This window comes from Klebsiella sp. 54 (assembly GCF_018223875.1).
Classification (GTDB): Bacteria; Pseudomonadota; Gammaproteobacteria; order Enterobacterales; family Enterobacteriaceae; genus Klebsiella; species Klebsiella quasipneumoniae.
On record NZ_JAGRRA010000006.1, the window covers coordinates 102,530 to 128,600 of the forward strand.

Below are 26,071 nucleotides of genomic sequence, written 5' to 3' on the forward strand. Positions count from 1 at the left end.
GTGGGAAATGAAGCCTTTTTTGCGCTGGTGTTTCGTGGCGACAGCTCTCACGCTGGCAGGATGCAGTAGCACCGCCTGGCGTAAGGACGCCGTCCTCGCAGTACCATTGCAACCGACTTTACAGCAAGAAGTGATTCTGGCACGTATGGAACAAATTCTTGCCAGTCGGGCTTTATCCGATGACGAACGCGCACAGCTTTTATATGAGCGCGGAGTGTTGTATGATAGTCTCGGTCTGAGGGCATTAGCGCGAAATGATTTTTCACAAGCGCTGGCAATCCGACCCGATATGCCTGAAGTATTCAATTACTTAGGTATTTACTTAACGCAGGCAGGCAATTTTGATGCTGCCTATGAAGCGTTTGATTCTGTACTTGAGCTTGATCCAACTTACAACTACGCGCACTTGAACCGCGGTATCGCCCTGTATTACGGCGGCCGGGCTAAGTTAGCGCAAGATGATCTGCTGGCGTTTTATCAAGACGATCCCAATGATCCTTTCCGTAGCCTGTGGCTTTATATCGCCGAGCGTAAACTCGACGAGAAGCGGGCGCTTGAAGCACTCAGAGAGCGCTTAGACAAGTCGGACAAAGAGCAATGGGGATGGAACATTGTCGAGTTCTACCTTGGCGACATTAGCGAAAAAGAGCTGATGACTCGTCTGAAGGCAGACGCAACGGATAACACCTCGCTCGCTGAGCATCTCAGTGAAACCAACTTCTATTTAGGTAAGTACTACCTAAGTCTGGGGGACAAGGACAGCGCTACGGCACTGTTCAAACTGGCGGTCGCCAACAACGTACATAACTACGTTGAGCACCGATACGCATTGTTGGAATTATCGCTCTTGGGCCAGGAGCAAGATGACCTGGCAGAATCGGACCAGCAATAGCTGACGAACACATCAGCCCATAGTTTTTTGCTTGCCATCACCTTCGCGGGTGAGGGCGTTGTTGTTCGTTAATACACCTACTTTGAGCCGGTTCACACTTTTCAATGAAAATTACCGTAAATTTTCACGATGAGTTATGTAGACTGGCCGCCATTAATTTTGAGGCACACGTACTACATGGCTGAATTCGAAACCACTTTTGCAGATCTGGGCCTGAAGGCTCCTATCCTTGAAGCGCTTAACGATCTGGGTTACGAAAAACCATCTCCGATCCAGGCTGAGTGCATTCCGCATCTGCTGGACGGCCGCGACGTTCTGGGTATGGCCCAGACCGGTAGCGGTAAAACCGCAGCGTTTTCTTTACCGCTGCTGAACAACATCGATCCTGAGCTGAGAGCACCACAGATCCTGGTGCTGGCGCCGACCCGCGAGCTGGCGGTACAGGTTGCTGAAGCAATGACGGAATTCTCTAAACATATGCGCGGCGTAAACGTGGTTGCCCTGTACGGCGGCCAGCGTTATGACGTGCAGCTGCGCGCCCTGCGTCAGGGTCCGCAGATCGTTGTCGGTACCCCGGGTCGTCTGCTGGACCACCTGAAGCGCGGCACCCTGGACCTCTCTAAACTGAGCGGTCTGGTACTGGATGAAGCAGATGAAATGCTGCGCATGGGCTTTATCGAAGACGTAGAAACCATTATGGCGCAGATCCCGGAAGGGCATCAGACCGCGCTGTTCTCCGCCACCATGCCGGAAGCGATCCGTCGCATTACCCGCCGCTTTATGAAAGAGCCGCAGGAAGTGCGTATTCAGTCCAGCGTGACCACTCGTCCGGACATCAGCCAGAGCTACTGGACTGCCTACGGTATGCGTAAAAACGAAGCGCTGGTGCGTTTCCTGGAAGCGGAAGATTTTGATGCGGCGATTATCTTCGTCCGTACCAAAAACGCGACCCTGGAAGTGGCTGAAGCGCTGGAGCGTAACGGCTACAACAGCGCGGCGCTGAACGGCGACATGAACCAGGCGCTGCGTGAGCAGACCCTGGAGCGTCTGAAAGACGGTCGTCTGGATATCCTGATTGCGACTGACGTGGCAGCCCGTGGTCTGGACGTTGAACGTATCAGCCTGGTGGTGAACTACGACATCCCGATGGATTCTGAATCCTACGTTCACCGTATCGGTCGTACCGGTCGTGCGGGCCGCGCGGGCCGCGCGTTGCTGTTCGTTGAGAACCGTGAACGTCGTCTGCTGCGCAACATCGAACGTACGATGAAGCTGACCATCCCGGAAGTGGAGCTGCCGAACGCAGAGCTGCTGAGCAAACGTCGTCTGGAAAAATTCGCCGCCAAAGTCCAGCAGCAGCTGGAAAGCAGCGATCTGGACCAGTACCGTGCGCTGCTGGCGAAAATCCAGCCGACGGCGGAAGGCGAAGAGCTGGACGTGGAAACGCTGGCTGCCGCGCTGCTGAAAATGGCCCAGGGCGAACGCTCGCTGATCGTGCCGCCGGATGCGCCGATGCGTCCGCGTCGTGAGTTCCGTGACCGTGACGATCGCTTCGAGCGTCGTGGCGACCGCAACGATCGCGCTCCGCGTGGCGATCGCGAAGATCGTCCGAAGCGTGAGCGTCGTGACGTAGGCGATATGGAACTGTATCGCATTGAAGTGGGTCGCGATGACGGTGTTGAAGTGCGTCATATCGTTGGCGCGATCGCTAATGAAGGCGATATCAGCAGCCGCTACATCGGTAACATCAAGCTGTTCGCTTCTCACTCCACCATCGAACTGCCGAAAGGGATGCCGGGCGAAGTGCTGCAGCACTTTACTCGTACCCGCATCCTGAACAAGCCGATGAACATGCAGCTGCTGGGCGATGCGCAGCCGCGCACCGAACGTCGTGGCGGTGGTGAACGTCGTGAAGGTGGTCGTAGCTTCGGCGGTGAGCGTCGTGAAGGCGGTCGTGGCTTCGGTGGCGAGCGTCGTGAAGGTGGTCGTGGTGATGGTCGTCGTTTCAGCGGCGAACGTCGTGAAGGCCGTGCGCCGCGTCGTGATGATGCATCCGCGCCGCGATGACTCTGCCGGTCGCCGTCGCTTCGGTGGCGATGCATAATTAACGTAGCCCGCTAGCGTAAACTAAATAATACAGCCCCGATCGTCATGATTGGGGCTTTTTTTATTTCTTTTGTACTCGTGTACTGGTACAGTGCTTCGCACCCATCGTGGGAAAGTATTTTTGACTGGAGATTTCGGTAAATGGCGACACTAACCACTACGGCAACCCGTCCGTCCCTGTTTGGCGGCGTGGTGATCATCGGCGGCACGATTATCGGCGCGGGTATGTTCTCGCTGCCGGTGGTGATGTCCGGCGCGTGGTTTTTCTGGTCGCTGGCGGCGCTGGTTTTCACCTGGTTCTGCATGCTGCACTCCGGTCTGATGATCCTCGAGGCCAACCTTAACTACCGGATCGGCTCCAGCTTCGACACCATTACCAAAGACCTGCTCGGCAAGGGCTGGAACCTGGTCAACGGCGTGTCGATCGCCTTTGTGCTGTATATCCTGACCTACGCCTATATTTCAGCCAGCGGCTCGATACTACATCATACGTTTAGCGAGATGTCGCTGAACGTGCCGGCGCGGGCGGCGGGTTTTGGCTTTGCGCTGCTGGTGGCATTTATCGTCTGGATGAGCACCAGGGCGGTGAGCCGCATGACGGCTGTTGTGCTCGGCGCCAAGGTGATCACTTTCTTCCTGACCTTCGGCAGTCTGCTGGGGCACGTCGAGCCGACGACGCTGTTTAACGTTGCGGAAAAGAACGCCTCCTATGCGCCATATCTGCTGATGACGCTGCCGTTCTGCCTGGCCTCGTTTGGCTACCACGGCAACGTGCCGAGCCTGATGAAATACTACGGCAAAGATCCACGCACTATTATCCGCTGCTTAACCTACGGTACGCTGCTGGCGCTGGGTCTGTACGTGGTCTGGCTGCTGGTGACGATGGGCAATATCCCGCGTCCGCAGTTTATCGACATCGCGCAGAAGGGCGGCAATATTGATGTGCTGGTGCAGGCCCTGAGCGGGGTGCTGAACAGCCGGAGCCTGGATCTGCTGCTGGTGGTGTTCTCTAACTTTGCCGTCGCCAGCTCGTTCCTTGGCGTCACGCTGGGGCTGTTCGACTACCTGGCGGATCTGTTTGGCTTTGACGACAGCGCGCTGGGGCGCTTTAAAACTGCGCTGCTGACCTTTATTCCGCCGATGATGGGCGGGCTGGTGAAACCTGATGGCTTCCTCTACGCCATCGGCTATGCCGGCCTGGCGGCGACGATCTGGGCGGCGATTGTACCGGCGCTGCTGGCTCGCGCCTCGCGTAAACGCTTCGGCAGCCCACAGTTCCGCGTATGGGGCGGAACACCGATGATTGTGCTGATCCTACTGTTTGGCCTTGGCAATGCGGTTGTACACATTCTGTCGAGCGTTAATCTGCTGCCGGTTTACCAGTAAGAGGCTTACCCGGTGGCGCGACGTCCACCGGGCCTGGATTTTGATTAACCCAACAATTCCTCTTTCACCTGCATCGCTAAATCGAAAGAATGCAGCCGCGCCTGGTGGTCGAAGATCTGGCCATTGACCATGATTTCGTCCGCCTCGGTTTCCCGCATAATCGACTCTAAGCCGTGGCGGACTTTAGTTTTATCACCCACCAGCGACATGCGCAGCGCCTGCTGCACGCCATACTGCTCGGACGCTGACCACAGCTGATGCATATTTTCCACCGGCGGCGGCAGCTGTCCGGTTTCGCCGCGACGCAGCTTCACAAACGCCTGCTGCATGGAAGTGAAGAGAAACTCCGCATCGCGGTTGCTGTCGGCGGCGATGATATTGATGCACACCATGGCATACGGTTTTTCCAGCCGCGCGGAGGGCGTAAAGTTGCTGCGATACAGGTGCAGGGCCTGGAACAGCATATCCGGCGCGAAGTGCGAGGCGAACGCGAACGGCAAACCGAGCTGCGCCGCCAGCTGGGCGCTGTAGAGGCTTGAACCCAGCAGCCACACCGGAATGCGCTCCCCGTAGCCGGGAACCGGGCGCACGTGCGGGTTCGGATCGCGGGCGTCAAACCAGTCCACCAGTTCCGCCACGTCGCGCGGGAAGTTATCGACATCGCCGCTCATATGGCGACGCAGGGCGCGCATGGTGGGCTGATCGCTGCCCGGCGCGCGGCCAAGGCCGAGGTCGATACGCCCGGGATAGAGGGTGTTCAGGGTGCCGAACTGCTCGGCGATCACCAGCGGCGAATGGTTGGGCAACATCACGCCACCGGAACCCAGATGCAGGGTAGTGGTATTGGCGGCGAGATAGCCAATCAGCACCGAGGTCGCTGCGCTGGCAATGCCGACCATATTGTGGTGCTCCGCCAGCCAGTAGCGGTGATAACCGCGCGATTCGGCCAGCCGGGCGAGATCCAGAGAGTGGGTAAAGGCTTCTTTGGCAGAAGATCCTTGCGGGATCGGCGCCAGATCGAGCACCGAGAACGGAACAGATTTGTCAGTCATAAAGGCTCACTTTGCTACAGCATCGTCATCAGATTGAAGGTCTTCTTCCAGCCTGGCGCATCCAGGACGCGCCAGCCAGAAAAGCTGCATCTTTAATAATGCATTAAAATCTGAGCACTGCTGTTAACAAAGTGAGCGGTTTATCAGGCCTGCAGCGCCAGCCCGGGCAGCCGTTTCCAGTAGCCGTTGCAATCGCTGTTGCCGGTGAGCGCCAACGGCGCAGCGCCGTTTTCATTGGCGCGGAAGGCGTCGAGCATGGCGAAGGTCTCGTTGCCCATCGGCGACAGGCGTACCATATCCACCAGGCCGTGCATGGACGTCAGCTCATTGCCCAGGTTGTAGACATAGCCGCTCATGGTCTGGATACCGTTGAGCACGAACACCTGCTGGTTCTCCTGGGACAGCATGCTGCGTCCGGTTGGGTATTTGATGCAGCAGGTCTCGCACTCATCCTTTGGCCTATCTTCCGAGCGGGCGGTAAAGCAGCGGGCGGAATAAGCCAGCGGCAGATGGCCGTAGCTTAGCACTTCGACTTCAAACTGATTGCGAATGCCCAGATCTTCGCACTGGGTCAGTAAATTAGCCAGCCAGTCGCGGGAAAGCTCCACCGGCATGCACCAGCGCACCATGCCCTGTTTTAACAGCAGGCGCAGGGTAACGGCGTTGTAGCAGTTCAGCGCATGCCCGGCGACGAACGGCAGCTTGCGTTCGGTGCAGAGGTTGACCACGCCCAAATCGCTGGCCTCAATCAGGAACTCCCCGTTATCGACATAGCGCTTTAGCTCGCCCAGTTCGGAGGAGGCCTGCACCAGCGCGAGGGTAGACAGCACCACCTGTTTGCCGCTCCCGGCCAACGCTTTCGCCATCTCAATCCAGTCGCCGACTTTGGTAGCGCGGCGTTTGCTGCACACCGCTTCGCCGAGATAAATGGTGTCGGCGCTGCAGTTTGCTGCCTGCTGGTAAAAATTCTCCAGCGTCTCTTTTGGCCAGTAGTAAAGCACTGGCCCTAATGAATATTTCATGTTTCTCACTGCCATTTACGGTGGTAGGCGCCAAGGGTGGTTTGTGTACCTTCGGACATGGAGCCAAGGGTTTCCATCCATGCGGATTGCGGCACGAAATTCTGTGGATCGGCTTTGCAGCGATCGATCGCCTGGCGCCAGACTTTCGCTACCTGGGTGACGTAGGCCGGGCTGCGCTGACGGCCTTCGATTTTCACTGAGGCGATATTGGCGGCCATCAACTCCGGCAACAGTTCCAGGGTATTGAGGCTGGTGGGCTCCTCCAGCGCGTGATAGCGCTCGCCATCGACCAGGTAGCGGCCTTTACACAACGTCGGGTAACCGGCGTTTTCCCCATCCTGATAGCGGTCAATCAGCACTTCATTGAGACGCGATTCCAGCCCCTGTGGGGTTTGCTGCCAGCGCACGAAGCGGGCAGGCGAGCAGGCGCCGACGGTGTTGGGCGATTCGCCGGTCAGGTAGGAAGAGAGATAGCAGCGGCCTTCCGCCATGATGCACAGGCTGCCGAAGGCAAAGACTTCCAGCGGCACCGGCGTGGCGCGAGCCAACTGTTTCACCTGGTGAATAGATAACACCCGCGGCAGTACCACGCGCGCCACGTCGAAGTTGCGATGATAGAAGCGAATGGCCTCTTCATTGGTGGCGGAAGCCTGTACCGAGACATGGCGTTCTATATGCGGATAGCGCTCCGCGACGTACTCCAGCATGGCGATATCGGCCAGAATGAGCGCATCGGCGCCCAACTGAGCCGCCATATCCACCGCGCGCTGCCAGCGGGCGTAGCCGTCGGGGTGGGCGAAGGTGTTGATGGCGATATGCAGCTTACGACGGTGCTGATGCACAAAGCTGACGGCTTCCTGCAGTTTCTTTTCGGTGAAATTAAGGCCGGCAAAGTGGCGGGCGTTGGTGTCATCTTTCAGCCCGATATAGACGGCATCGGCGCCGTTTTCGATGGCCGCCTTAAGCGCCGGAAGGTTACCGGCTGGGCAGAGCAGCTCCATAATTTTTCCTGAAAAATGCGGCCCGTCAGGGACGCTGAATGGTTAACGAGCAGGGATTTTAGTTAACCTTCTGGTGACAATTTTTGATTTGAGGCAGTTAAAAGTGTATTGGCGGCGCCAATAACGGGCTGCCGTCATCGCGTTTTTGTTGATTTACGCCGCTATGTTGTTTATGTGATATGGCACAATAGCGGCACAATTGCATTCATGGAGTAAAGCTTGTGTTGGATAAACTGCGTTCCCGGCTGGTCCACTTTGGCCCGTCTTTAATGAGCGTGCCGGTTAAGCTGGCGCCTTTTGCCCTCAAGCGCCAGGTGCTGGAGCAGGTGCTTAGCTGGCAGTTTCGCCAGGCGCTGGCGGAGGGAGAGCTGGAGTTTCTCGAGGGGCGCTGGTTAAGTATTCATGTGCGTGACATCGGTCTGCTGTGGTATACCTCGGTAGTCGATGGTCGCCTGGTGGTCAGCCAGCAGGCGGACGCCGACGTCAGCTTCAGCGCCGACGCCAGCGATCTGTTAATGATCGCCGCGCGCAAGCAGGATCCGGATACGCTATTCTTCCAGCGTCGTCTGGTTATTGAAGGCGATACGGAGCTGGGGCTGTATGTAAAAAATTTGATGGACGCCATTGAGCTCGAGCAGATGCCCAAAGCGCTGCGCGTGATGTTGCTGCAACTGGCGGATTTTGTCGAAGCTGGACTGAAGAGCCCGCAGAAACCTGAACAGACATCGGTAGGTGAGGCATGCTGATTCGAGTGGAAATTGGGATTGATGCACCGGGAATCGACGCGCTGCTGCGTCGTACCTTCGGCCGCGATGCCGAAGCGCAGCTGGTGCACGATCTGCGTGAAGATGGACTGATCACGCTGGGGGTAGTGGCGACGGATGATGAAGGCCAGGTGATCGGCTACGTTGCCTTCAGCCCGGTTGCGGTGGAAGGTGAAGAGCTACAATGGGTCGGCCTGGCGCCGCTGGCGGTGGATGAACGCTACCGTGGACAGGGCATTGGCCGGCAGCTGGTCTATGAAGGGCTGGATTCGCTGAATGAGTTTGGCTATGCCGCGGTGGTGACGCTGGGCGACCCGGAGTTATACCGTCGCTTTGGTTTTGAACCGGCCGCGCGCTTCGATCTCCGCTGCCGCTGGCCGGACAGCGCGGAGGCGTTCCAGGTGCACCGCCTGGCGGATGACGCCCTCGAAGGTGTCCACGGCCAGGTCGAATACAGCGACCACTTTAATCGTTTTTGAGCCTTGCCAGCAGGGTTTCGACGGTATCTTCTCCGGCAACGAGGCGCTCTTTTTCGCGCTTCGTTAGCTGCTTAATGCGGTATTCCAGCCGCAAAGCAAGTGAGTGTTCACCAACTTCATGGCTAAAGGCCAGCTGCAGGTCGCCTTTGCCGCGCAACGCCTTCGCGCCTTTCCCTGCCTGATGCTGGCGAAAGCGGCGCGTCACATCGGTGGTGATGCCGGTATAGAGGCGATTATCCGCGGTTCGAATGAGATACAGAAACCAGCACACGGTTATAAAGTCACTATGGTAAGGTGTAGGCACCATAGCATAATGGAGAAGAAAGATGGATACGCTTGCCGCCATTGGCCGCTGGCTGAGTAAACAGCACGTCGTCACCTGGTGCGTCTCCCGCGACGACGAGCTGTGGTGTGCGAACGCCTTTTACGTCTATGACCCGGATAGCGTGGCCTTTTATCTGCTCAGCGATGAGCACACCCGCCACGGCCAGATGACCGGCGAGCGGGCGAAGGTGGCCGGCACGGTCAACGGCCAGCCAAAAACCGTGGCCCTGATCCGCGGCGTGCAGTTCCAGGGCGAGATCCGCCGACTGCGCGGCGACGAAGAGGCGCGTATGCGTCAGCGCTACGTCAAGCGCTTCCCGGTGGCCCGCATGCTGTCGGCGCCGGTTTGGGAGATTCGTCCGGACGAAATCAAGTTTACCGACAACACGCTGGGGTTCGGGAAAAAGCTACACTGGCGGCGCGATGCCGGCGCCGAGCAGGCGTAGCGCTTCGCGATTGAAGGCCGGCAGATCGTCCGGCGTTCTGCTGGTGACCAGCTGTTCGTTATCGACCACCACCTCCTGGTCGTAAAACTCGCCCCCGGCGTTTTTCACATCCACCACGATCGGTTTTACCGCCGTGAGCTTACGCCCGCGGATCACATCGGCGCTGATCAGCAGCTGCGGGCCGTGGCAGATGGCGAAGACCGGCTTCCCGCCGTTGACAAAATCGCGGGTAAAGGTGACAAAGCGTTCATCCCCGCGCAGCTGGTCAGGGGAATAGCCCCCGGGCAGCAACAAGGCATCAAATTCACCCGGTGTGACGTCATCAATGGCCCGATCGATGGCGACCTCTGCTTCTCCCTGTTTACCCTTCACCGTCTTGCCAGCCTGCTTTTCGATGGTCACGACCTGATGCCCGGCGAGCTTAAACGCCTCGGCGGGAGAGGTAAATTCAGAATCTTCAAAGTCGTCGGTAATGAGCACGGCTATCTTTTTACTCATGTTTCCTCCGCTATCTGGATGGTCAATGAGGTAATTCCATGATGATGGTGGATACTTACCTTGTAAGGTATTAAGCCTGGAACATGAGCCCGAAAGTGCAAGGCGGAGAATTCTGTAAAGGAGAATCAATGAGTCAGGTATTATTGACCGGCGCGACCGGGTTAGTTGGCGGTCACTTACTTCGGCTGCTGCAGAATGAGCCGAGCATCAGCGCCATCGCCGCCCCGACGCGTCGCCCACTGGCGCCGGCGGAAGGGGTTTTTAATCCGCACGATCCCCAGTTGACCGATGCCCTGGCGCAGGTGGTTGACCCGGTGGATATCGTTTTCTGCTGTCTGGGAACGACGCGCCGGGAGGCCGGGAGCAAAGAGGCCTTTGTCCATGCTGACTACACGCTGGTGGTTGATACCGCACTGACCGGCAAACGGCTGGGTGCGCAACATATGCTGGTGGTTAGCGCGATGGGCGCCAACGCCCACTCACCGTTTTTCTACAATCGGGTGAAGGGGGAAATGGAGGCGGCGCTGATCGAGCAGGGTTGGCCGCGGCTGACCATTGCCCGGCCGTCGATGCTCTCAGGCGAGCGGGAAAAAAAGCGGGCCAATGAGACCTTCCTCGAACCGCTGTTCCGACTCTTACCGGGGAACTGGAAATCCATTGCGGCCCGCGACGTGGCGATTGCCCTGCTGGCGGAGGCGCTGTCGCCTACTCACGAAGGGGTGCAAATTCTCTCATCGTCCGAGCTGCGGGAGCGTGCCGCGCGGCAGGCGGAATAGCGGTTTGCAAACGCAGGCTTCCGGCGTAGTATTCACGGCTTCAATTCATATCCACATTTCTTGCTGGGGAATGCTATGGCTGGTCAGTCTTCATCTCAGGCGGCGTCACCATTTCAATGGTGGAAGCCCGCGCTTTTCTTTCTCGTCGTGATTGTCGGCCTGTGGTTCGTCAAATGGCAGCCATACTACGGGAAAGCCTTCACCGCTGCGGAAACCCACAGTATCGGTAAATCCATTCTCGCCCAGGCCGACGCTAACCCGCTGAAGGCGGCGTGGGACTACGCGGTGGTTTACTTCCTTGCCGTCTGGAAAGCGGCGGTGCTCGGCGTGCTGCTCGGGTCGCTGATCCAGGTGCTGATCCCGCGCGACTGGCTGCTGCGCACCCTGGGACAATCGCGTTTTCAGGGGACGCTGCTGGGGACGATTTTCTCGCTGCCAGGTATGATGTGCACCTGCTGCGCCGCGCCGGTCGCGGCCGGGATGCGCAAACAGCAGGTGTCGATGGGCGGGGCGCTGGCGTTCTGGATGGGCAACCCGCTGCTCAACCCGGCGACGTTGGTGTTTATGGGCTTCGTGCTGGGCTGGCAGTTTGCGTTGGTTCGCCTGGTGGCGGGCCTGGCGACGGTGTTGATTGTCGCGACGCTGGTGCAGAAATGGGTAAAAGAGGCGGCGACGCAGCCTGCCGTGGTGCCTGAAGCGCAAGCGAAAGCGGCCCAGGGCGGCTTCTTTAGCCGCTGGCTGCGGGCGCTGTGGACGTTGTTCTGGAACACCATCCCGGTTTATATCCTCGCGGTACTGGTGCTGGGGGCGGCGCGCGTCTGGCTGTTCCCGCACGCCGATGGCGTGGTGGATAATACCTTGTTCTGGGTCATCGCGATGGCGATTGCCGGCTGTCTGTTTGTGATCCCTACCGCGGCGGAAATTCCGATTGTCCAGACGATGATGCTGGCGGGGATGGGCGTTGCGCCGGCGCTGGCGCTGCTGATTACGTTGCCGGCAGTGAGCGTGCCATCGTTGATTATGCTGCGCAAAGCCTTTCCGGCTAAAGCGCTGTGGCTGACTGGCGGACTGGTGGCGCTGTGCGGGGCGATTGTCGGTGCGCTGGCGCTGGTGTAGTTTGCCGTAAACGTACGCATAGCCGGATGGGGTGTCGGGTGGCGGCTACGCCTTACCCGGCTCACAACGGACAGGGGGCGGTAGCCCGGCTAAGCGCAGCGCCAGCCGGGAAATTGCAGCTTTATTTAATATAGGTAAAGGCGGTGGTCACCCGGGACACGCCGCTCACCCGGCTGGCGATATCCGCCGCCGCGCGGCCTTCACGGTCGGTCACCAGTCCCATCAGGAAGACTTCGCTGTTTTCCGTGGTCACCTTCACGTTCGAGGATTTGACCTGATCGGTGCTCAGCAGCTGCGAACGCACCTTGGTGGTAATCCAGGTATCAGAAGAGGCGGTGCCTAAACCAATCGGCTGGCCCTGGCGCACTTCGTTAAACACTTCCGTGGTTCCTTCCACGCCCATGGCGATTTGCTTGGCGCGGGCAGAGAGATCCGGCGTCGGCGACTGACCGGTCAGCAGGACTTTGCCCTGATAAGCGGTAACGTTGATGCGGGCCTGTTTCTTAATCTGTTCATCTTTCGACAAGGCGCTATTGACGCGCAGTTCCAGGGTGCTGTCATCGACCTGGGTTCCCACCGTACGCGGGTCCGTTGCGGCTTTAGTGCCGACTGCTGCCGTTCCGACAACCGCGGCGGCAACGCAGCCCTGCAGCAGTAGTGCTGAAAGCAGGATGGCGAGGGGCGAGAGAGCCTTCATGTGTTCTCCTTAATCGTCCTGGTGTGGAAAAAGAGTGTTATCTATCAAATCGCACAGACAGTTGACGGTCAGCATATGCATCTCCTGGATACGCGCGCTGCGGTGTGAGGGGATGCGGATTTCGACATCCTGCTGACCTAACAGGCCCGCCAGCTCACCGCCGTCATAGCCGGTTAACGCGACGATGGTCATGTCGCGGGTCACGGCGGCTTCCACCGCCTTGACGATGTCCCGACTGTTACCGCGTGTGGAGATTGCCAGCAGCACATCGCCAGCGTGTCCCAGGGCGCGCACCTGCTTGGCGTAAATCTCGTCATGCAGGCGATCGTTAGCGATGGCAGTTAAGACCACATTATCGGTGTTTAGTGCAATGGCGGGTAAACCAGGGCGTTCCGTTTCAAAACGATTAATCATGCTGGCAGCAAAATGCTGTGCGTTGGCGGCGGAAGTGCCATTACCACAACAGAGGATTTTGTTGCCGTTGAGCAGGGACTGCACGAGCGTCATCGCCGCCCGGGAGATGGCGTCCGGGAGTGCTTCTGCTGCGGCAATTTGGGTTTGAATGCTTTCGGTAAAGCAGGCTTTGATTCTGTCGAGCACGGGATCCCTTACTTCTGGTATTACGCTATTCGCCAAAGGCGTTTTTTAGCCATTGGATGTCGTTTCCGGTGAAGGCTACCACATCGAAACGGCAATCCACAGTCTCAAAGCTCCCATTCTGTCGGCAGAGCCACAAACGGGCGGCTTTAAGCAGGCGTTGCTGTTTTTGCGGGGTGACGCTGGCCGCCGCGTCACCGTACAGAGCGCTGCGGCGGTAGCGCACCTCGACAAAGACGGTGACGGCGCCGTCGCGCATAATGAGGTCAATTTCGCCGCCACGCTCGCGAGCATTGGCGGCAATAAAACGCAGGCCCTGGCTTTCCAGCCAGCGGCGAGCACGGTTTTCCCATGCATCGCCGGTCTGTTTGCTTAGCTGGCCGGGACGATTTGTCCCTGCTGGTATTTGAGCCATGACAGTTTCCTGGTAATCACGCAGTCCTGAGTCGCCGTCAGATCGCCGGTATTCCCGTTCAGCTCGAAGCCCGGCGTCTGGCGCATTTGCGTGAAGTGGTTTGCCAGCGACCAGGCGTCAGCGCCCATCGCATACAGACGCGCCAGCGAGTAGTCATTGCGCACCGCAGACAGCGCCTGCTGCATCAACGCCGGGTTGCTGCCAGCCAGCATCGGGATTTCGCTATACTGCAGGCCTTCCATCTCCAGACGGAAATCCGGACCTGCGGTGCCCTGTGCGCTGCGCGAGCTGGCGTACAGGGTGACATTGCTCTGGCTGCCGTTGCGCATCGCGATCATGGGTTTGATATAGCCAATCTGTTCCGGGGTGGCGAGGATATAGGCCGCGTCGACGCTGCCGCCGCTGCTAACCGGCATTTCATCCGCCGTGCCGAGGACGCTGTTCTGCGCTGATGGCAGGGTGGAGACTGGGGTGCCGCTCAGCGCAATGCCCCCTCCGCCGTTAACGCCGGCGCGCAGCTCCGCCGTGGAGCCAAAACGCTGCTGCAGGACGCTGGCGCCGCCCAGCTTCAGCCACTCGTCGGCAAACGCGTTGACCACACGATCGCCCAGCGCGCCGCGCGGAACCAGCAGCAACGGCGTCTGTTTGCCCTGTTGATGGATGTGTCGGGCGGCGTCACGCGCTTCGTCTTCCGGCGACAGCGCGAAATAGCAGATATTAGCGCGGCCTTCGACCTTCTCCGGCTGGTTGAGCGCCAGCACATTGAGCGGCGTATTGCTCTTGAGAACATCTTCGACATTCTCTTTCAGCAGCGGCCCGACGACGAGGGTGGCGCCGTCCTGCTGAGCCTGGGCAAGGAGCTGGCCGATCGGCTGGCTGGTGGTATCGTAAATTTTCAGTTCCGCAGAGGGATTGGCGGCGGTGGCGACCACTGGCTGCGGCTGTGCGGCCGGGGCGGTGACCGGCTGGGTGGACGCGGTGGTTTGCGGCGTGGTGGCCGCTGCCGGCGCCTGAGCCGCCGGCTCCGCCGCTGGCGTTGCCTGAGTTTGCGCCGGGGCCTGCACCGGTTCAGCGCGACTTCCGGCAGCCGTCAGATCGCTAATTTCCGCCTGCGACGGGCTTACCACGTCATCGTTACCGGACGTGTTCGCCGCCTGAGCGACCTGAGCGGGAACCGCGCTGCCCGTCACCGACGGCGCGCCGTTTTTGGCGGCTTCGAAGCCCTGCTGGATGGTGCGGCCGAAGATCGAGGCCTGGCCGTTCAGCGGCAGGAAAAGCGCAATCTTGTTGATGGAGGCGGGCTTATAGTTTTGCATGTTCACCAGCGCCGTTGGCAGCATTTTGGCGCCAGGGTTTTGCGGGTAGCGCGTCTGCCAGTCTTTGACGCCGGCTTTCAGCAGCGTGGGATCGTTGCGGTTGTCAAACCACATCCGCTGCAGATCCAGCCAGCCCTGGAGGGTGTTTTCATCGGCATTGATCACCAGCGCATTGGCCTGATCCTGGGTCATCGCAGTCAGCGCTTGCCAGGTCGCGTCAATATTTTGCTGGCGCTGTTTGGCATCGCTCAGCAGCGGCTGCTGGGCGATTAAGGCGCGCAGCAGAGTCACCGAGGGTTTGCCCTGGCTGGCATCGATTTGCGCCTGCCAGTAGCGCGCCTGCTGAGGCTGCTCCAGGCTTGCCGGGTCAAGCTTAGCCAGCAGAGTACGGGCACCCTGATAGTCGTTCTGCGCCAGCTTCACTTCTATCGACAGCAGTGACTGTTCACGGGCCTGGGTGCTGTCCAGGTTTGACGGCAGCTGGTTAAACAGGTCGATGGCCTGCTGCTGCTTTCCTTCCTGCAGCAGTGCACGAATGGCGAGTAATTGCCAGTTGGTCTTGCTATCATTCGTGCTTTGCTGCATCTGCTGCAAGTAGAAACTGGAGTTGGCCTGCGACGTACCCTGCATAAACGCCGTGCTTTGATCCTGCGTGTGGGTGCCGCAGCCAGCAAAAAGAAGAGTCGCCAGCAATACGGGCAGACAGCGCGCGGGCTTAGAACGAAGAAATGTTGACGGTACCATAAGTGTCCAGTGATATTTTTTTGGCTCAATGCTCAATATTAAATCGGCAATACGGACGAGACAATGAAACAACACGAATCAGCGGATAATTCTCAGGGGCAGCTCTATATTGTGCCCACTCCGATAGGAAATCTGTCTGATATCACGCAGCGCGCACTGGAAGTGTTGCAAGCCGTTGATTTAATTGCTGCGGAGGATACCCGCCACACCGGTTTGCTGCTGCAACATTTTGCGATTAACGCCCGTTTATTTGCGCTTCACGACCATAACGAGCAGCAAAAGGCGGAAACACTTCTCGCTAAACTGAAAGAAGGGCAAAACATCGCGCTGGTCTCCGATGCGGGCACGCCGCTGATTAACGACCCAGGCTATCATCTGGTGCGTACCTGCCGCGAAGCCAATATCCGCGTCGTGCCGCTGCCGGGTCCTTGTGCGGCTATCGCCGCCCTGAGCGCCGCTGGCCTGCCTTCCGACCGTTTCTGTTATGAAGGCTTCCTGCCGGCGAAATCGAAAGGCCGTCGCGATACCCTTAAAGCGCTGGAAGAAGAGCCGCGCACCCTTATCTTCTATGAGTCGACCCACCGGCTGGTGGAGAGTCTGGAAGATATCTGCGCGGTACTGGGAGAATCTCGCTATGTGGTGCTGGCCCGCGAGCTGACCAAAACCTGGGAATCGATCCACGGCGCGCCGATTGGCGAGCTGGTGGCGTGGGTCAAGGAAGACGAAAACCGTCGCAAAGGCGAGATGGTGCTGATCGTCGAAGGTTTTAAGGCGCAGGAAGAGGCGCTGCCGGCAGCCGCGCTGCGGACTCTGGCGCTGCTGCAGGCGGAACTGCCGCTGAAGAAAGCCGCCGCGCTGGCCGCGGAAATCCACGGCGTGAAGAAAAATGCGTTGTATAAGTATGCCCTGGAGCAGCAGGGGGAGTGATCCTGTAGACCCAATTGAAGTCTGGCAAGCAGCCCTTCAGATAGTGAAGAGCTGCTTGAGCGTCATCCGACATGTCGGAAGAAATGTCGGAAGAAATGTTGGATGAAAAGTGCAGCCCCGCCTTCCTTGCCGCACAGCATTCCTGGCCAACAAGCCCGGATAAATCCGGGCTAAAAATGGTTAAAGCCTTACGCTCTCGATCAGGTCACCGGCGCCGGGTTGAATACCGCCAGTTGGTTATGCAAGCCCCACTGATCGGAGAAGGTTTTCTTGCGTCCGCTGGCGACGTCGAGAATAAATTCGAACAGCTTCAGCCCCACCTCCTCAATCGTCTCTTCGCCGGTGGCGATGGTGCCGGCGTTAATGTCCATTAAGTCATACCAGCGGTTAGCCAGCTCGGTGCGAGTCGCCATTTTTATCACCGGTACCGCCATCAGTCCGTAAGGCGTGCCGCGGCCGGTGGTGAACACCTGCACCGTGATGCCAGAGGCCACCTGCTGGGTGCCGCAGACAAAATCGCTGGCGGGGGTGGCGGCGTAAATCAGGCCACGTTTGGTCGGGCGCTGCCCGGGGGAAAGCACCTCAACGATGGCGCTTTTTCCTGATTTGGCAATCGACCCCAGCGCTTTTTCCACCACGTTGGCCAGGCCGCCTTTCTTGTTACCGGGTGAAGGGTTGGCGCTGCGGTCGGTTTTGCCCATATCGAGATAGTTATCGTACCAGGCCATCTCTTCCAGCAGGCGTTTACCCACCTCTTCGTTGATCGCCCGCGGCGTCAGCAGATGGATAGCGTCGCGGACTTCGGTCACCTCTGAGAACATCACCGTCGCGCCGCAGCGCACCAGCAGATCGGAAGCGTAACCCACCGCCGGGTTGGCGGTCACGCCGGAGAAAGCGTCGCTGCCGCCGCACTGCATACCCACCACCAGTTCAGAAGCCGGGCAGGTTTCCCGCTGACGCTGGTTGAGTTTCGCCAGATGGCGCTCGGCGACCTGCAGAATGTCATCGACCATCGATTTAAAGCCCACGTGCTTTTCATCCTGCAGGCTGACGATACTGGCGCTGTCCACCGGGATGCTTTTGACATCTTCCGTCCCCTGCAGCAGCCGCTCGGGCTGCAGCTTTTCACAGCCAAGGCCAATGACCATCACTTCGCCGCCGAAGTTCGGGTTAAGGGCGATATTGTGGATGGTGCGTATCGGCACCACCGCCGCTGGCGCATTAATCGCAACGCCGCAGCCATAGAGGTGATTCAGACCCACCACGCCGTCGACGTTGGGATATTTCGGCAGCAGGTCGCGTTCAATGAGTTTCACCACGTAATCGACCACGCCCGCAACGCAGTGCACGCTGGTGGTGATACCCAGCAGATTTTTGGTGCCCACGCTGCCGTCGGCATTGCGGTAGCCTTCGAAGGTGTAGCCTTCCAGCGGCGGCAGCGGGGCGGGCACTTTGGTGGCCAGCGGCAGGGTGTTCAACGGCGGGGCGGTGGGCAGCTCCACTAACGACTCGTCAATCCAGCTTCCCTGGGGGATGTCGCGCACCGCGAAGCCAATGACTTCTCCGTAACGGATAATTTCACCGTGGGCTGGGATATCCACCAGGGCGACTTTATGACCCTGTGGAATGTGCTCGATGAGCGTCAGGCCGTCCGGGAAACGCGTTCCGGCGGTTAATCCCCGATCGTTGACAATAATCGCCACATTATCTGTCGGGTCAACTTTTATATAAAACGCGGTAGGCGATTGTTGTCGAATTGAAATATCAGCCATTGTCCAGTTATCTCCAAACAGGTGCTAAAAATATCATTAAATGGTAATTCTGGCGCTGTTAAGCAGAATAATGAAATAAAGCATGTCAGGTGTGTCGGCGTGAAGATGTGATCTGAATCACTCCTTGTCGCCATGGACGCGCGCGGAGGGTGGGGAATCGTAAGAAGTGTGGATTAGCGCCCATAGCTTAAGGCGATTGCCCAACTAAGGCTTTAAAAAATGTGTTTATATTGTGTTTATGCATAGTGTCTGGCGAGTGGGAGCTGACTATACTGAGTCGTGTTTTTGTGACGTCCGATATGCGCATGGTTTGCCTTTTAATCGCGGGTTAATAATTTAGCAGTCACCTAACGAATATTAAAAGATGGTTAATTTGCGATGGGCTTACATTTTCCGGACTCAAGGGCAGGAAATAAAAAAGGACACCCATTCGCTGGTTTATTCTGCGGATAATATTTGGGGTCAGGCGATACGCTTTTCCAGCCTAATGGGGCTCTCTCGCCGGGCTGGTGATATAACGAATGAATTGCAGAAGTTAGCAACGATTAACGCAAGGTAAAAATCATGGATAACGCAATTTTCCCGAACAAATTTAAGGCCGCGCTGGCGGCTCATCAGGTGCAGATTGGCTGCTGGTGCGCGCTGGCCAATCCGATCAGCACCGAGGTGTTGGGTCTGGCGGGTTTCGACTGGCTGGTACTGGACGCGGAACATGCGCCGAACGACGTCACCACGCTTATCCCACAGCTTATGGCGCTGAAAGGCAGCTCCAGCGCTCAGGTGGTGCGCGTGCCGACCAACGAGCCCATCATCATTAAGCGCATGCTGGATATCGGCTTCTATAACTTCCTGGTGCCATTTGTCGAGACAGCGGAACAGGCGGCGCAGGCGGTGGCTTCTACTCGCTACCCGCCGGAAGGGATCCGCGGAGTCTCCGTTTCCCATCGCGGCAATATGTTCGGCACCGTGCCGGACTACTTCGCCCAGTCCAATAAAAACATTTCCATTCTGGTACAGATTGAGAGCCAAACCGGGGTGGACAACGTCGAGGCGATTGCCGCGACCGAAGGTGTCGATGGCCTGTTCGTCGGCCCGAGCGACCTGGCCGCCGCGTTAGGTCATCTGGGCAATGCCGCCCATCCTGAGGTGCAGCGCGCCATCCAGCATATCTTCGCCAGCGCGAAGAAGCACGGTAAGCCAAGCGGCATTCTGGCGCCGGTGGAGGCCGATGCGCGGCGCTACCTGGAGTGGGGCGCCACTTTTGTCGCCGTCGGCAGCGATCTGGGGGTCTTCCGTTCCGCAACCCAGAAACTTGCTGATGCCTTTAAAAAATAATCACCAGGATGAAGAGAGAGAACAATATGACAATCAAAGTGGGTTTTATCGGTCTTGGCATTATGGGCAAGCCGATGAGCAAAAATTTGCTGAAGGCGGGTTACTCGCTGGTGGTGTCTGACCGTAATCCGGAAGCGATTGCCGACGTGATCGCCGCGGGCGCAGAGACCGCGGCCACGCCGAAGGCGATTGCCGAGCAGTGCGACGTGATCATCACCATGCTGCCGAACTCGCCGCATGTCAAAGAGGTGGCGCTGGGGGAAAACGGCATTATTGAAGGCGCGAAACCGGGCACCGTGGTGATCGACATGAGCTCTATTGCGCCGCTGGCCAGCCGGGAAATTAGCGAAGCGCTGAAGGCCAAAGGTATTGATATGCTGGACGCGCCGGTAAGCGGCGGCGAACCAAAAGCGATCGACGGCACCCTGTCGGTGATGGTCGGCGGCGACAAGGCGATCTTCGACAAATATTACGATCTGATGAAAGCGATGGCCGGCTCCGTGGTGCATACCGGCGACATTGGCGCGGGCAATGTGACCAAACTGGCCAATCAGGTGATCGTCGCCCTGAACATCGCTGCCATGTCCGAAGCGCTGACCCTGGCCACCAAAGCCGGCGTCAATCCGGATCTGGTTTATCAGGCGATCCGCGGCGGTCTGGCGGGGAGTACCGTGCTGGATGCCAAAGCGCCGATGGTGATGGATCGTAACTTCAAGCCGGGCTTCCGGATCGATCTGCATATTAAAGATCTGGCCAATGCGCTGGATACCTCCCATGGCGTGGGCGCTCAGCTGCCGCTGACGGCGGCGGTAATGGAGATGATGCAGGCGCTGCGTGCGGACGGTCTGGGCACCGCTGACCATAGCGCGCTGGCATGCTACTACGAAAAGCTGGCGAAAGTGGAAGTGACTCGCTAACAAGAAGAGCCCCTGCGCGGCCTGGTGGTTATGCCTGGTGCAACAGTGCCAGACTGCCACGGCGGGGCTAGCATGGACGCGGTATTGATGCCGTTTCCGCGTGTTAACCTCAGTTGCGACGCAGGAAACGGCGTTTCGCGCGCGTTGGACAATATTTATCATGCATCGCGCAATATCGCCGCCACCTTGCTGGTCGGGATGACGACAGAGGGATGACAACGGGCGGTAAACCCACTATACTGCGCGCCGAAGCTGACCAGACAGTCGCCGCTTCGTCGTCGTCCTCCTTCGGGGGGAGACGGGCGGAGGGGAGGAAAGTCCGGGCTCCATAGGGCAAGGTGCCAGGTAACGCCTGGGGGGTGTCACAGCCCACGACCAGTGCAACAGAGAGCAAACCGCCGATGGCCCGCGCAAGCGGGATCAGGTAAGGGTGAAAGGGTGCGGTAAGAGCGCACCGCGCGGCTGGTAACAGTCCGTGGCACGGTAAACTCCACCCGGAGCAAGGCCAAATAGGGGTTCATAAGGTACGGCCCGTACTGAACCCGGGTAGGCTGCTTGAGCCAGTGAGCGATTGCTGGCCTAGATGAATGACTGTCCACGACAGAACCCGGCTTATCGGTCAGTTTCACTCCTTAGAAAACCCCGCTTCGGCGGGGTTTTTGCTATCTGAATACCGGACGCAGGATGAATGACTGTCCACGACGCTATACCAAAAACACGCGGCTTATCGGTCAGCTAGCGTTATTTAACCACCTTAGGATTCTGCAGCGTCGGTACCGTAGAATCTTGCACCTGATGAACCTGGCCGATAATCATGGCGATGCTGCCATTGCTTAAAGACTCGACGTCTGCGCTGTTATGCGATCCAAAATTAAAGGTCAGACGTTTATCCGTTTTATTCTGCTCATCGCGCATGGTCACGGTAAAATAGTAGCTGCCGGCGATGCCGCTCATTCTGCGAATGTCGACAATCACGCCGCGCACGTTAACCCATTTACCCAGATAATCGCTGCTGGCCTTCGCCGGATTGAGAGTAAACGGCTGCAGAAACTGCGCGACGGAATACGTTTGCATCGAAGCGACGGCGTCATCTCCCGGCTGAAATAATTTATCGCCTGCGGAATAAAAGGCTTTAGAGGCCAGGCCGCAGCCGCTTAACAACAATATGAAAAATACCAACGGTAATACACGAAAGCGTAATAACATACCTATCTCCTTATTTATTTTTTTAATGATATCCCTGATTCACTGGATAACGTGATGTGCGCTGATTAAATTAAAGAAAAAGTCACCACTGTCAACTATTTGATCTGCTTCTTTAATTGAAAGTAATGAGTTAATGTTGTTGTATGGAGTGTACGAATTAACATAGTGACCTCATTCATGTAATCAATGTGTTTGGTGTTTTTATTCTTATCACGAATGAAAATAATCTTTAGCTATTATTTTTTACAATTATTCACTCCCGGCTGTAAAATAATAAACCGCTATTTCTGGCAATTTCACATCAGGATAAGACAATGAAATTAATAACCCGTATTGCGTTCGCCACCCTTCTGACCAGCGGTTTCTCTCTGACGGCACAGGCCGCGGACGTGCAGGCGGCGCCAGCGCCAGCGCAGGATCCTATTGTCCAGCACTTAAAACTCACCAGCGATCAGGTGGCGAAAATTAAAAGCCTGCATCAGCAGCTGGAAAATAATGTGCAGCAGATTTCACAGCAAGACATTAAAGATGGCGCGCTGATTAACGTGATTGATTCCGGTAAATGGAATGAGAAAGCGGTGAAGGATCAGCTGGCGGCTTTCAGTAAAATTGATCAACAGGTACGTTATTATCGCGTGAAGTACTATTTTGATGTGAATCAAGTACTAACACCCGAGCAGCGTACCCAGGTGAAAAAAGATCTTGCCGACGCGCTGAGTGAATAATGCCATCGGCCCCTTTCGGGGCCGATATAAGTGGGAAGTCATCAAGGATAGCCGAATAATCCATACTGCAGGTTCAGGCGAGACTTTCTTCATCCCGCAGGCGAATCTCCGCCTCGGCAACAATGGCTTCCAGTTCGCTAAGCATCTCATCATAACCAAAGCTGACGACGCCGACGGTTTCCGGCGGCGTCGGGGCTAGCGGCGTCGGAGACGCCTTTTTTCTGTTTTTCTTCTTACTCACTGACAGACTCCATCACTTCCGTTGTTACACCGGTAAATCTATCAGCAAAGCGCGCAGCGGCGTATCGGCGACGAGGGTAATGTTAGCTTCGTCACGAATAAATGCCCCATCACCACAGGTGAGAGCCTGTTTTGGTTGTTCCTGCGCGATGGCATGGACCGTGCCGTGGATCGACTGCAGGTAGGCGCGTGGCCCATGCAATTGCACGTTGATCTGCTCACCTTTTTCCAGCGCGATATGATAGACCCAGGCCTGCTGGCGAAGCTGGAGGCTATTATTCCCCCCATCCGGTGAGGCCAGCAGCTGTAGCGGCGCGTTGGCGACCTCGATTTTCTGCTGCAACGGGTTTTCCCGCTGCGGGCAGGCATCGAGCCACAGCTGCATCCGCGTTAACGACTGCTCTTTGCTCAGATTGTGCTCGCTATAGCTCACGCCAGGCTGGGTGGCGATCAGCAGTGCTTCACCGGCTTTGGCCTGCACGTGGTTGCCGTCGCTGTCGCGATACTCCGCTTCGCCTTCCAGAATCAGGTTCAGGATATCGACTTTTGGGTACGTTCTGGCCTGGAAGGAAGCGCCTGGCGCCAGCACTTCCTGATTGAGAACGCGTAAGGACGCGAAGCCCAGTAATTTCGGGTCGAAGTAGTGGCCAAAGGAGAAGGTGTAGCGGGCCTGCAGCCAGCCGAAGTCTGCTTGTCCGCATTGTTTGGCTGTTCGGGTAGTAATCATGTTCTTGACCTCTCTTTACACTAAATCAATGGTAAAGGTATGGACGCTGTATTGTTAGCCAGATATTCTGCCCGGTATGTTCAAATTTCCTGAATGAGAAAGCGATGGCCAAAGAGAGAGCATTAACGCTGGAAGCGTTACGCGTGATGGATGCGATCGACCGTCGCGGGAGCTTCGCTGCCGCGGCTGATGAGCTGGGACGCGTGCCTTCCGCCCTGAGCTACACCATGCAAAAACTGGAGGAGGAGCTGGACGTGGTGCTGTTTGACCGCTCAGGTCATCGCACAAAGTTCACCAATGTCGGACGGATGCTGCTGGAGCGCGGGCGCGTGCTGCTCGAGGCGGCGGACAAGCTCACCACCGACGCCGAAGCCCTGTCACGCGGCTGGGAAACTCACCTGACGATCGTCACTGAAGCGCTGGTGCCCACGCCGGATCTGTTTCCGCTGATTGAGAAACTGGCGACCAAGTCCAACACTCAGCTGTCGATTATCACCGAGGTGCTGGCCGGCGCCTGGGAGCGGCTGGAGCAGGGGCGGGCGGATATCGTTGTCGCGCCGGATATGCATTTTCGTTCCTCCTCGGAGATTAACTCGCGCAAACTCTATTCGGTGCTCAGCGTGTACGTCGCGGCGCCGGACCACCCGATCCATCAGGAGCCTGAACCGCTCTCTGAGGTCACCCGCGTGAAATACCGTGGCGTCGCGGTGGCGGATACCGCGCGCGAGCGGCCCGTTCTCACCGTTCAGCTGCTGGATAAACAGCCGCGCTTAACGGTGAGCACCATTGAAGATAAGCGCCAGGCGCTGCTGGCCGGGTTAGGCGTGGCGACCATGCCCTATCCGCTGGTGGAAAAGGATATTGCCGAAGGACGCTTGCGGGTGGTCAGTCCGGAATATACCAATGAAATTGACATTATCATGGCCTGGCGACGGGACAGCATGGGCGAAGCGAAGTCCTGGTGCCTGCGCGAGATCCCTAAGCTTTTTGCCGGCAGATAGTCGAGGACGCTCCTCCCGCTAGCGGGAGGAGCAGGAAGATTTAGTATGAAAAGGGTTTTGGATCGGGCCCGAATCGGTTGTTGCCTTCCGTTCCGCGCTGGCAGTTAAAGATCAGAATCACCAGCCAGCCGATGACCGGGATCAACAGCAGCAGCAGCCACCATGCCGAGCGGTCGGTGTCGTGCAGACGCCGAAACTGCACCGCCCACCACGGTAAAAAGACCAGTATGCCATAGATGGTCGTCAGAATGCCTTCGCCGCCCGCCCGCTGCCAGCCCAGCATTTTATCGATGATGCTCAATACGCCGGTCAGGATGAGGTTGACCAGAATAAACATCCAGTACTCTTTGCGCCGCGCACGGCCGCCAAATCCTATATAGTTTTTTAATACCTTGAGATACCAGTCCATTTCTACGCCTCAATTAACCGTCAATCACTTGTTTTTTAAGCGATCGCAATAAGAATAGACGTGAATGAATGGTGGGTAAATATCTGTTTTCTGAATTATTGGGCGCCATCACTGGCGCCCGACGGATCAACGGAAGCGCTGGTCGCGACCGTGTGGTTCGCTGAGATCCTGCTGCGGCCCAATGGAGATGATGCCGGTAGGGTTAATGGTTTTATGGCTGCGGTAATAGTGGTGACGAATATGCGGAAGACTCACCGTCTCCGCGATACCCGGCATCTGGTAGATGTCGCGCAGGAAACCGTAGAGATTGAGATAATCGCTGATGCGTCGTTTGTCGCATTTAAAATGGGTCACATACACCGGGTCGAAGCGTACCAGCGTCGTCCACAGGCGAATATCCGCTTCCGTCAGCTGATTGCCCGTCAGGTAACGATGCTGACCGAGGATCTGCTCCAGCCGCTCCAGTGAGGTAAACACCGCATCCACCGCTTCGTCGTAAGCCTGCTGACTGGTGGCAAAGCCGGCTTTATACACGCCGTTATTGACGTTGTCGTAGATCCAGCCGTTCAGCTCATCAATTTGTTCCCGCAGCGCCGGCGGGTAGTAATCCCCGGCTCTGGCGCCCAGGCCATCGAAGGCGGTATTAAACATACGGATGATTTCTGCCGACTCATTGCTGACGATGGTCTGCTGTTTTTTATCCCAGAGTACCGGGACGGTGACGCGGCCGGTGTAGTGCGGGTCGGCGTGCAGATACAGCTGATAGAGAAAATCGTGCTGATAAAGGTTGTCACCGGTGGCTTCCGGGAAGCTGTCGTCAAAGGTCCAGCCGTTTTCCAGCATCAGCGGATGGACCACGGAGACAGGAAGAAAGGGCTCCAGTCCTTTCAGCTTACGCATAATTAACGTGCGATGCGCCCACGGGCAGGCGAGAGAGACGTACAGATGATAGCGATCTTTTTCCGCCGCAAATCCCCCTTCGCCACTCGGGCCGGCCGCGCCATCGGCGGTGAGCCAGTTACGGAAGGCGGAAACGGAACGCTTAAAACGCCCACCGGTGGATTTTGTGTCATACCAGGTATCCTGCCAGACGCCGTCGACTAATTGTCCCATCTTTGTTCCTCCTTCTGACTTCAGATAGCAAAAGCGAGGAGTGGTCTCCTCGCTTTTTTCATTCAGTA

The 26,071-nt window shown here is 57.5% G+C and carries 28 protein-coding genes, 1 other RNA gene and 2 pseudogenes; 16 read left to right on the forward strand and 15 right to left on the reverse strand.

Annotated elements, in window-relative coordinates:
- Window positions 1–7 precede the first annotated feature (7 nt).
- The 4 genes and pseudogenes from nlpI (at window position 8) to mtr (ending at window position 4,384) form a co-directional block, all read left to right on the forward strand.
- Entirely contained in the window at window positions 8–892 is an 885-nt protein-coding gene (nlpI, locus tag KHQ24_RS15275; protein ID WP_004206169.1) for a lipoprotein NlpI, read from the forward strand.
- Between the two features lie 104 nt (window positions 893–996).
- Entirely contained in the window at window positions 997–1,077 is an 81-nt protein-coding gene (gene yrbN / locus KHQ24_RS15280; protein WP_085903200.1) for a protein YrbN, read from the forward strand.
- Window positions 1,070–2,996: pseudogene (deaD, locus tag KHQ24_RS15285) on the forward strand (ATP-dependent RNA helicase DeaD). The gene yrbN and the pseudogene deaD overlap by 8 nt, the downstream one beginning before the upstream one ends.
- Window positions 2,997–3,139: 143 nt before the next feature.
- Window positions 3,140–4,384: a tryptophan permease gene (gene mtr, locus KHQ24_RS15290; protein WP_065802878.1), complete on the forward strand. Its 1,245-nt coding sequence runs from the start codon at window positions 3,140–3,142 to the stop codon at window positions 4,382–4,384.
- 44 nt (window positions 4,385–4,428) lie between these two features.
- Here mtr and KHQ24_RS15295 read toward each other — a convergent pair whose 3' ends face one another.
- The 3 genes from KHQ24_RS15295 to ubiU form a co-directional block, all read right to left on the reverse strand.
- On the reverse strand, window positions 4,429–5,436 hold the full coding sequence (locus KHQ24_RS15295; protein ID WP_004206166.1) for a luciferase-like monooxygenase: 1,008 nt from the start codon (window positions 5,434–5,436) through the stop codon (window positions 4,429–4,431).
- A gap of 143 nt (window positions 5,437–5,579) precedes the next feature.
- On the reverse strand, window positions 5,580–6,458 hold the full coding sequence (locus KHQ24_RS15300; RefSeq protein WP_211777343.1) for a U32 family peptidase: 879 nt from the start codon (window positions 6,456–6,458) through the stop codon (window positions 5,580–5,582).
- A 5-nt stretch (window positions 6,459–6,463) separates the two neighbouring features.
- Window positions 6,464–7,459: a ubiquinone anaerobic biosynthesis protein UbiU gene (gene ubiU / locus KHQ24_RS15305; RefSeq protein WP_211777344.1), complete on the reverse strand. Its 996-nt coding sequence runs from the start codon at window positions 7,457–7,459 to the stop codon at window positions 6,464–6,466.
- 221 nt (window positions 7,460–7,680) lie between these two features.
- Here ubiU and ubiT point away from each other — a divergent pair, with 221 nt between their 5' ends.
- Together ubiT and KHQ24_RS15315 are read left to right on the forward strand one after the other, a co-directional pair.
- Window positions 7,681–8,205: a ubiquinone anaerobic biosynthesis accessory factor UbiT gene (gene ubiT / locus KHQ24_RS15310; protein WP_002918231.1), complete on the forward strand. Its 525-nt coding sequence runs from the start codon at window positions 7,681–7,683 to the stop codon at window positions 8,203–8,205.
- The gene (locus tag KHQ24_RS15315; protein ID WP_004206163.1) at window positions 8,199–8,702 is read left to right on the forward strand and encodes a GNAT family N-acetyltransferase; all 504 of its coding nucleotides are present in this window, start codon (window positions 8,199–8,201) and stop codon (window positions 8,700–8,702) included. Before ubiT ends, KHQ24_RS15315 begins: the two co-directional genes overlap by 7 nt.
- Here the strand turns inward: KHQ24_RS15315 and KHQ24_RS15320 are convergent.
- The gene (locus KHQ24_RS15320) at window positions 8,689–8,979 is read right to left on the reverse strand and encodes a GIY-YIG nuclease family protein (protein WP_043521001.1); all 291 of its coding nucleotides are present in this window, start codon (window positions 8,977–8,979) and stop codon (window positions 8,689–8,691) included. The two genes, KHQ24_RS15315 and KHQ24_RS15320, sit on opposite strands and share 14 nt — an antisense overlap.
- A 49-nt stretch (window positions 8,980–9,028) precedes the next feature.
- Between KHQ24_RS15320 and KHQ24_RS15325 the strand changes: the two genes are divergently transcribed.
- Complete coding sequence (locus tag KHQ24_RS15325) at window positions 9,029–9,472, forward strand: YhbP family protein (protein ID WP_004206161.1); 444 nt, start codon at window positions 9,029–9,031, stop codon at window positions 9,470–9,472.
- Here KHQ24_RS15325 and KHQ24_RS15330 read toward each other — a convergent pair.
- A complete protein-coding gene (locus KHQ24_RS15330; protein WP_004206160.1) occupies window positions 9,434–9,970 on the reverse strand; it encodes a type 1 glutamine amidotransferase domain-containing protein in 537 nt (178 codons plus the stop codon). The two genes, KHQ24_RS15325 and KHQ24_RS15330, sit on opposite strands and share 39 nt — an antisense overlap.
- Window positions 9,971–10,098: 128 nt before the next feature.
- Between KHQ24_RS15330 and KHQ24_RS15335 the strand changes: the two genes are divergently transcribed.
- Together KHQ24_RS15335 and KHQ24_RS15340 are read left to right on the forward strand one after the other, a co-directional pair.
- A complete protein-coding gene (locus KHQ24_RS15335) occupies window positions 10,099–10,746 on the forward strand; it encodes an NAD(P)H-binding protein (protein WP_004206158.1) in 648 nt (215 codons plus the stop codon).
- Window positions 10,747–10,821: 75 nt separating this feature from the next.
- Window positions 10,822–11,862 carry a permease gene (locus KHQ24_RS15340; RefSeq protein ID WP_004206156.1) on the forward strand — a complete coding sequence of 347 codons (1,041 nt, stop codon included), beginning with the start codon at window positions 10,822–10,824 and terminating at the stop codon, window positions 11,860–11,862.
- Window positions 11,863–11,983: 121 nt separating this feature from the next.
- Here KHQ24_RS15340 and dolP read toward each other — a convergent pair whose 3' ends face one another.
- Genes dolP through KHQ24_RS15360 form a run of 4 tightly spaced genes read right to left on the reverse strand, consistent with a single transcriptional unit; the run spans window position 11,984 to window position 15,631 of the window.
- Complete coding sequence (gene dolP, locus KHQ24_RS15345) at window positions 11,984–12,559, reverse strand: division/outer membrane stress-associated lipid-binding lipoprotein (protein ID WP_002918214.1); 576 nt, start codon at window positions 12,557–12,559, stop codon at window positions 11,984–11,986.
- 9 nt (window positions 12,560–12,568) lie between these two features.
- A complete protein-coding gene (gene diaA / locus KHQ24_RS15350) occupies window positions 12,569–13,159 on the reverse strand; it encodes a DnaA initiator-associating protein DiaA (RefSeq protein WP_002918211.1) in 591 nt (196 codons plus the stop codon).
- A 25-nt stretch (window positions 13,160–13,184) separates the two neighbouring features.
- The gene (locus tag KHQ24_RS15355; protein WP_004206155.1) at window positions 13,185–13,571 is read right to left on the reverse strand and encodes a YraN family protein; all 387 of its coding nucleotides are present in this window, start codon (window positions 13,569–13,571) and stop codon (window positions 13,185–13,187) included.
- On the reverse strand, window positions 13,529–15,631 hold the full coding sequence (locus tag KHQ24_RS15360; protein WP_043520973.1) for a penicillin-binding protein activator: 2,103 nt from the start codon (window positions 15,629–15,631) through the stop codon (window positions 13,529–13,531). The genes KHQ24_RS15355 and KHQ24_RS15360 overlap by 43 nt, the downstream gene beginning before the upstream one ends.
- A gap of 63 nt (window positions 15,632–15,694) precedes the next feature.
- Here KHQ24_RS15360 and rsmI point away from each other — a divergent pair, with 63 nt between their 5' ends.
- Window positions 15,695–16,558 (forward strand): 16S rRNA (cytidine(1402)-2'-O)-methyltransferase, encoded by an 864-nt coding sequence (gene rsmI, locus KHQ24_RS15365; RefSeq protein WP_004144878.1) that lies wholly within the window; start codon window positions 15,695–15,697, stop codon window positions 16,556–16,558.
- Window positions 16,559–16,758: 200 nt separating this feature from the next.
- Here rsmI and garD read toward each other — a convergent pair whose 3' ends face one another.
- A complete protein-coding gene (gene garD / locus KHQ24_RS15370) occupies window positions 16,759–18,330 on the reverse strand; it encodes a galactarate dehydratase (RefSeq protein ID WP_057212880.1) in 1,572 nt (523 codons plus the stop codon).
- Window positions 18,331–18,894: 564 nt separating this feature from the next.
- On the opposite strand from garD, the gene garL reads away from it, so the two are divergent.
- The 4 genes and pseudogenes from garL to rnpB all read left to right on the forward strand — a co-directional run bounded on the left by garL (window position 18,895) and on the right by rnpB (window position 21,213).
- A complete protein-coding gene (garL, locus tag KHQ24_RS15375) occupies window positions 18,895–19,665 on the forward strand; it encodes a 2-dehydro-3-deoxyglucarate aldolase (RefSeq protein WP_004206138.1) in 771 nt (256 codons plus the stop codon).
- A gap of 26 nt (window positions 19,666–19,691) precedes the next feature.
- A complete protein-coding gene (garR, locus tag KHQ24_RS15380; protein WP_004206137.1) occupies window positions 19,692–20,582 on the forward strand; it encodes a 2-hydroxy-3-oxopropionate reductase in 891 nt (296 codons plus the stop codon).
- Window positions 20,583–20,653: 71 nt separating this feature from the next.
- Window positions 20,654–20,798 (forward strand): annotated as a pseudogene (locus KHQ24_RS15385) (glycerate 2-kinase); the annotation flags it as partial.
- A gap of 32 nt (window positions 20,799–20,830) precedes the next feature.
- Window positions 20,831–21,213: RNase P RNA component class A (rnpB, locus tag KHQ24_RS15390), an RNA gene on the forward strand.
- A 110-nt stretch (window positions 21,214–21,323) separates the two neighbouring features.
- Here the strand turns inward: rnpB and KHQ24_RS15395 are convergent.
- Window positions 21,324–21,788, reverse strand: coding sequence for an OB-fold putative lipoprotein (locus tag KHQ24_RS15395; RefSeq protein ID WP_211777345.1), 465 nt, complete (start codon window positions 21,786–21,788; stop codon window positions 21,324–21,326).
- 314 nt (window positions 21,789–22,102) lie between these two features.
- Here KHQ24_RS15395 and KHQ24_RS15400 point away from each other — a divergent pair, with 314 nt between their 5' ends.
- A complete protein-coding gene (locus tag KHQ24_RS15400; protein WP_004206135.1) occupies window positions 22,103–22,513 on the forward strand; it encodes a Spy/CpxP family protein refolding chaperone in 411 nt (136 codons plus the stop codon).
- A gap of 73 nt (window positions 22,514–22,586) precedes the next feature.
- Here the strand turns inward: KHQ24_RS15400 and KHQ24_RS15405 are convergent, their stop codons facing one another.
- Together KHQ24_RS15405 and KHQ24_RS15410 are read right to left on the reverse strand one after the other, a co-directional pair.
- The gene (locus KHQ24_RS15405) at window positions 22,587–22,754 is read right to left on the reverse strand and encodes a hypothetical protein (protein WP_004206134.1); all 168 of its coding nucleotides are present in this window, start codon (window positions 22,752–22,754) and stop codon (window positions 22,587–22,589) included.
- Between the two features lie 24 nt (window positions 22,755–22,778).
- Complete coding sequence (locus KHQ24_RS15410) at window positions 22,779–23,480, reverse strand: pirin family protein (protein WP_017900661.1); 702 nt, start codon at window positions 23,478–23,480, stop codon at window positions 22,779–22,781.
- Between the two features lie 104 nt (window positions 23,481–23,584).
- On the opposite strand from KHQ24_RS15410, the gene KHQ24_RS15415 reads away from it, so the two are divergent.
- Entirely contained in the window at window positions 23,585–24,481 is an 897-nt protein-coding gene (locus KHQ24_RS15415; protein ID WP_004144865.1) for a LysR family transcriptional regulator, read from the forward strand.
- A 40-nt stretch (window positions 24,482–24,521) separates the two neighbouring features.
- Here KHQ24_RS15415 and KHQ24_RS15420 read toward each other — a convergent pair whose 3' ends face one another.
- Together KHQ24_RS15420 and KHQ24_RS15425 are read right to left on the reverse strand one after the other, a co-directional pair.
- Window positions 24,522–24,890: a DUF805 domain-containing protein gene (locus tag KHQ24_RS15420; protein WP_017900662.1), complete on the reverse strand. Its 369-nt coding sequence runs from the start codon at window positions 24,888–24,890 to the stop codon at window positions 24,522–24,524.
- A 126-nt stretch (window positions 24,891–25,016) separates the two neighbouring features.
- Window positions 25,017–26,003 (reverse strand): glutathione S-transferase family protein, encoded by a 987-nt coding sequence (locus tag KHQ24_RS15425; RefSeq protein WP_064178183.1) that lies wholly within the window; start codon window positions 26,001–26,003, stop codon window positions 25,017–25,019.
- Window positions 26,004–26,071 lie beyond the last annotated feature (68 nt).

Coding starts and splice junctions, on each gene's coding strand:
- nlpI (WP_004206169.1), top strand. CDS start 8: ATGAAGCCTTTTTTGCGCTGGTGTTTCGTGGCGACAGCTCTCACGCTG.
- yrbN (WP_085903200.1), top strand. CDS start 997: ATGAAAATTACCGTAAATTTTCACGATGAGTTATGTAGACTGGCCGCC.
- mtr (WP_065802878.1), top strand. CDS start 3,140: ATGGCGACACTAACCACTACGGCAACCCGTCCGTCCCTGTTTGGCGGC.
- KHQ24_RS15295 (WP_004206166.1), bottom strand. CDS start 5,436: ATGACTGACAAATCTGTTCCGTTCTCGGTGCTCGATCTGGCGCCGATC.
- KHQ24_RS15300 (WP_211777343.1), bottom strand. CDS start 6,458: ATGAAATATTCATTAGGGCCAGTGCTTTACTACTGGCCAAAAGAGACG.
- ubiU (WP_211777344.1), bottom strand. CDS start 7,459: ATGGAGCTGCTCTGCCCAGCCGGTAACCTTCCGGCGCTTAAGGCGGCC.
- KHQ24_RS15315 (WP_004206163.1), top strand. CDS start 8,199: ATGCTGATTCGAGTGGAAATTGGGATTGATGCACCGGGAATCGACGCG.
- KHQ24_RS15325 (WP_004206161.1), top strand. CDS start 9,029: ATGGATACGCTTGCCGCCATTGGCCGCTGGCTGAGTAAACAGCACGTC.
- KHQ24_RS15330 (WP_004206160.1), bottom strand. CDS start 9,970: ATGAGTAAAAAGATAGCCGTGCTCATTACCGACGACTTTGAAGATTCT.
- KHQ24_RS15335 (WP_004206158.1), top strand. CDS start 10,099: ATGAGTCAGGTATTATTGACCGGCGCGACCGGGTTAGTTGGCGGTCAC.
- KHQ24_RS15340 (WP_004206156.1), top strand. CDS start 10,822: ATGGCTGGTCAGTCTTCATCTCAGGCGGCGTCACCATTTCAATGGTGG.
- dolP (WP_002918214.1), bottom strand. CDS start 12,559: ATGAAGGCTCTCTCGCCCCTCGCCATCCTGCTTTCAGCACTACTGCTG.
- KHQ24_RS15355 (WP_004206155.1), bottom strand. CDS start 13,571: ATGGCTCAAATACCAGCAGGGACAAATCGTCCCGGCCAGCTAAGCAAA.
- KHQ24_RS15360 (WP_043520973.1), bottom strand. CDS start 15,631: ATGGTACCGTCAACATTTCTTCGTTCTAAGCCCGCGCGCTGTCTGCCC.
- rsmI (WP_004144878.1), top strand. CDS start 15,695: ATGAAACAACACGAATCAGCGGATAATTCTCAGGGGCAGCTCTATATT.
- garD (WP_057212880.1), bottom strand. CDS start 18,330: ATGGCTGATATTTCAATTCGACAACAATCGCCTACCGCGTTTTATATA.
- garL (WP_004206138.1), top strand. CDS start 18,895: ATGGATAACGCAATTTTCCCGAACAAATTTAAGGCCGCGCTGGCGGCT.
- garR (WP_004206137.1), top strand. CDS start 19,692: ATGACAATCAAAGTGGGTTTTATCGGTCTTGGCATTATGGGCAAGCCG.
- KHQ24_RS15395 (WP_211777345.1), bottom strand. CDS start 21,788: ATGTTATTACGCTTTCGTGTATTACCGTTGGTATTTTTCATATTGTTG.
- KHQ24_RS15400 (WP_004206135.1), top strand. CDS start 22,103: ATGAAATTAATAACCCGTATTGCGTTCGCCACCCTTCTGACCAGCGGT.
- KHQ24_RS15410 (WP_017900661.1), bottom strand. CDS start 23,480: ATGATTACTACCCGAACAGCCAAACAATGCGGACAAGCAGACTTCGGC.
- KHQ24_RS15415 (WP_004144865.1), top strand. CDS start 23,585: ATGGCCAAAGAGAGAGCATTAACGCTGGAAGCGTTACGCGTGATGGAT.
- KHQ24_RS15420 (WP_017900662.1), bottom strand. CDS start 24,890: ATGGACTGGTATCTCAAGGTATTAAAAAACTATATAGGATTTGGCGGC.
- KHQ24_RS15425 (WP_064178183.1), bottom strand. CDS start 26,003: ATGGGACAATTAGTCGACGGCGTCTGGCAGGATACCTGGTATGACACA.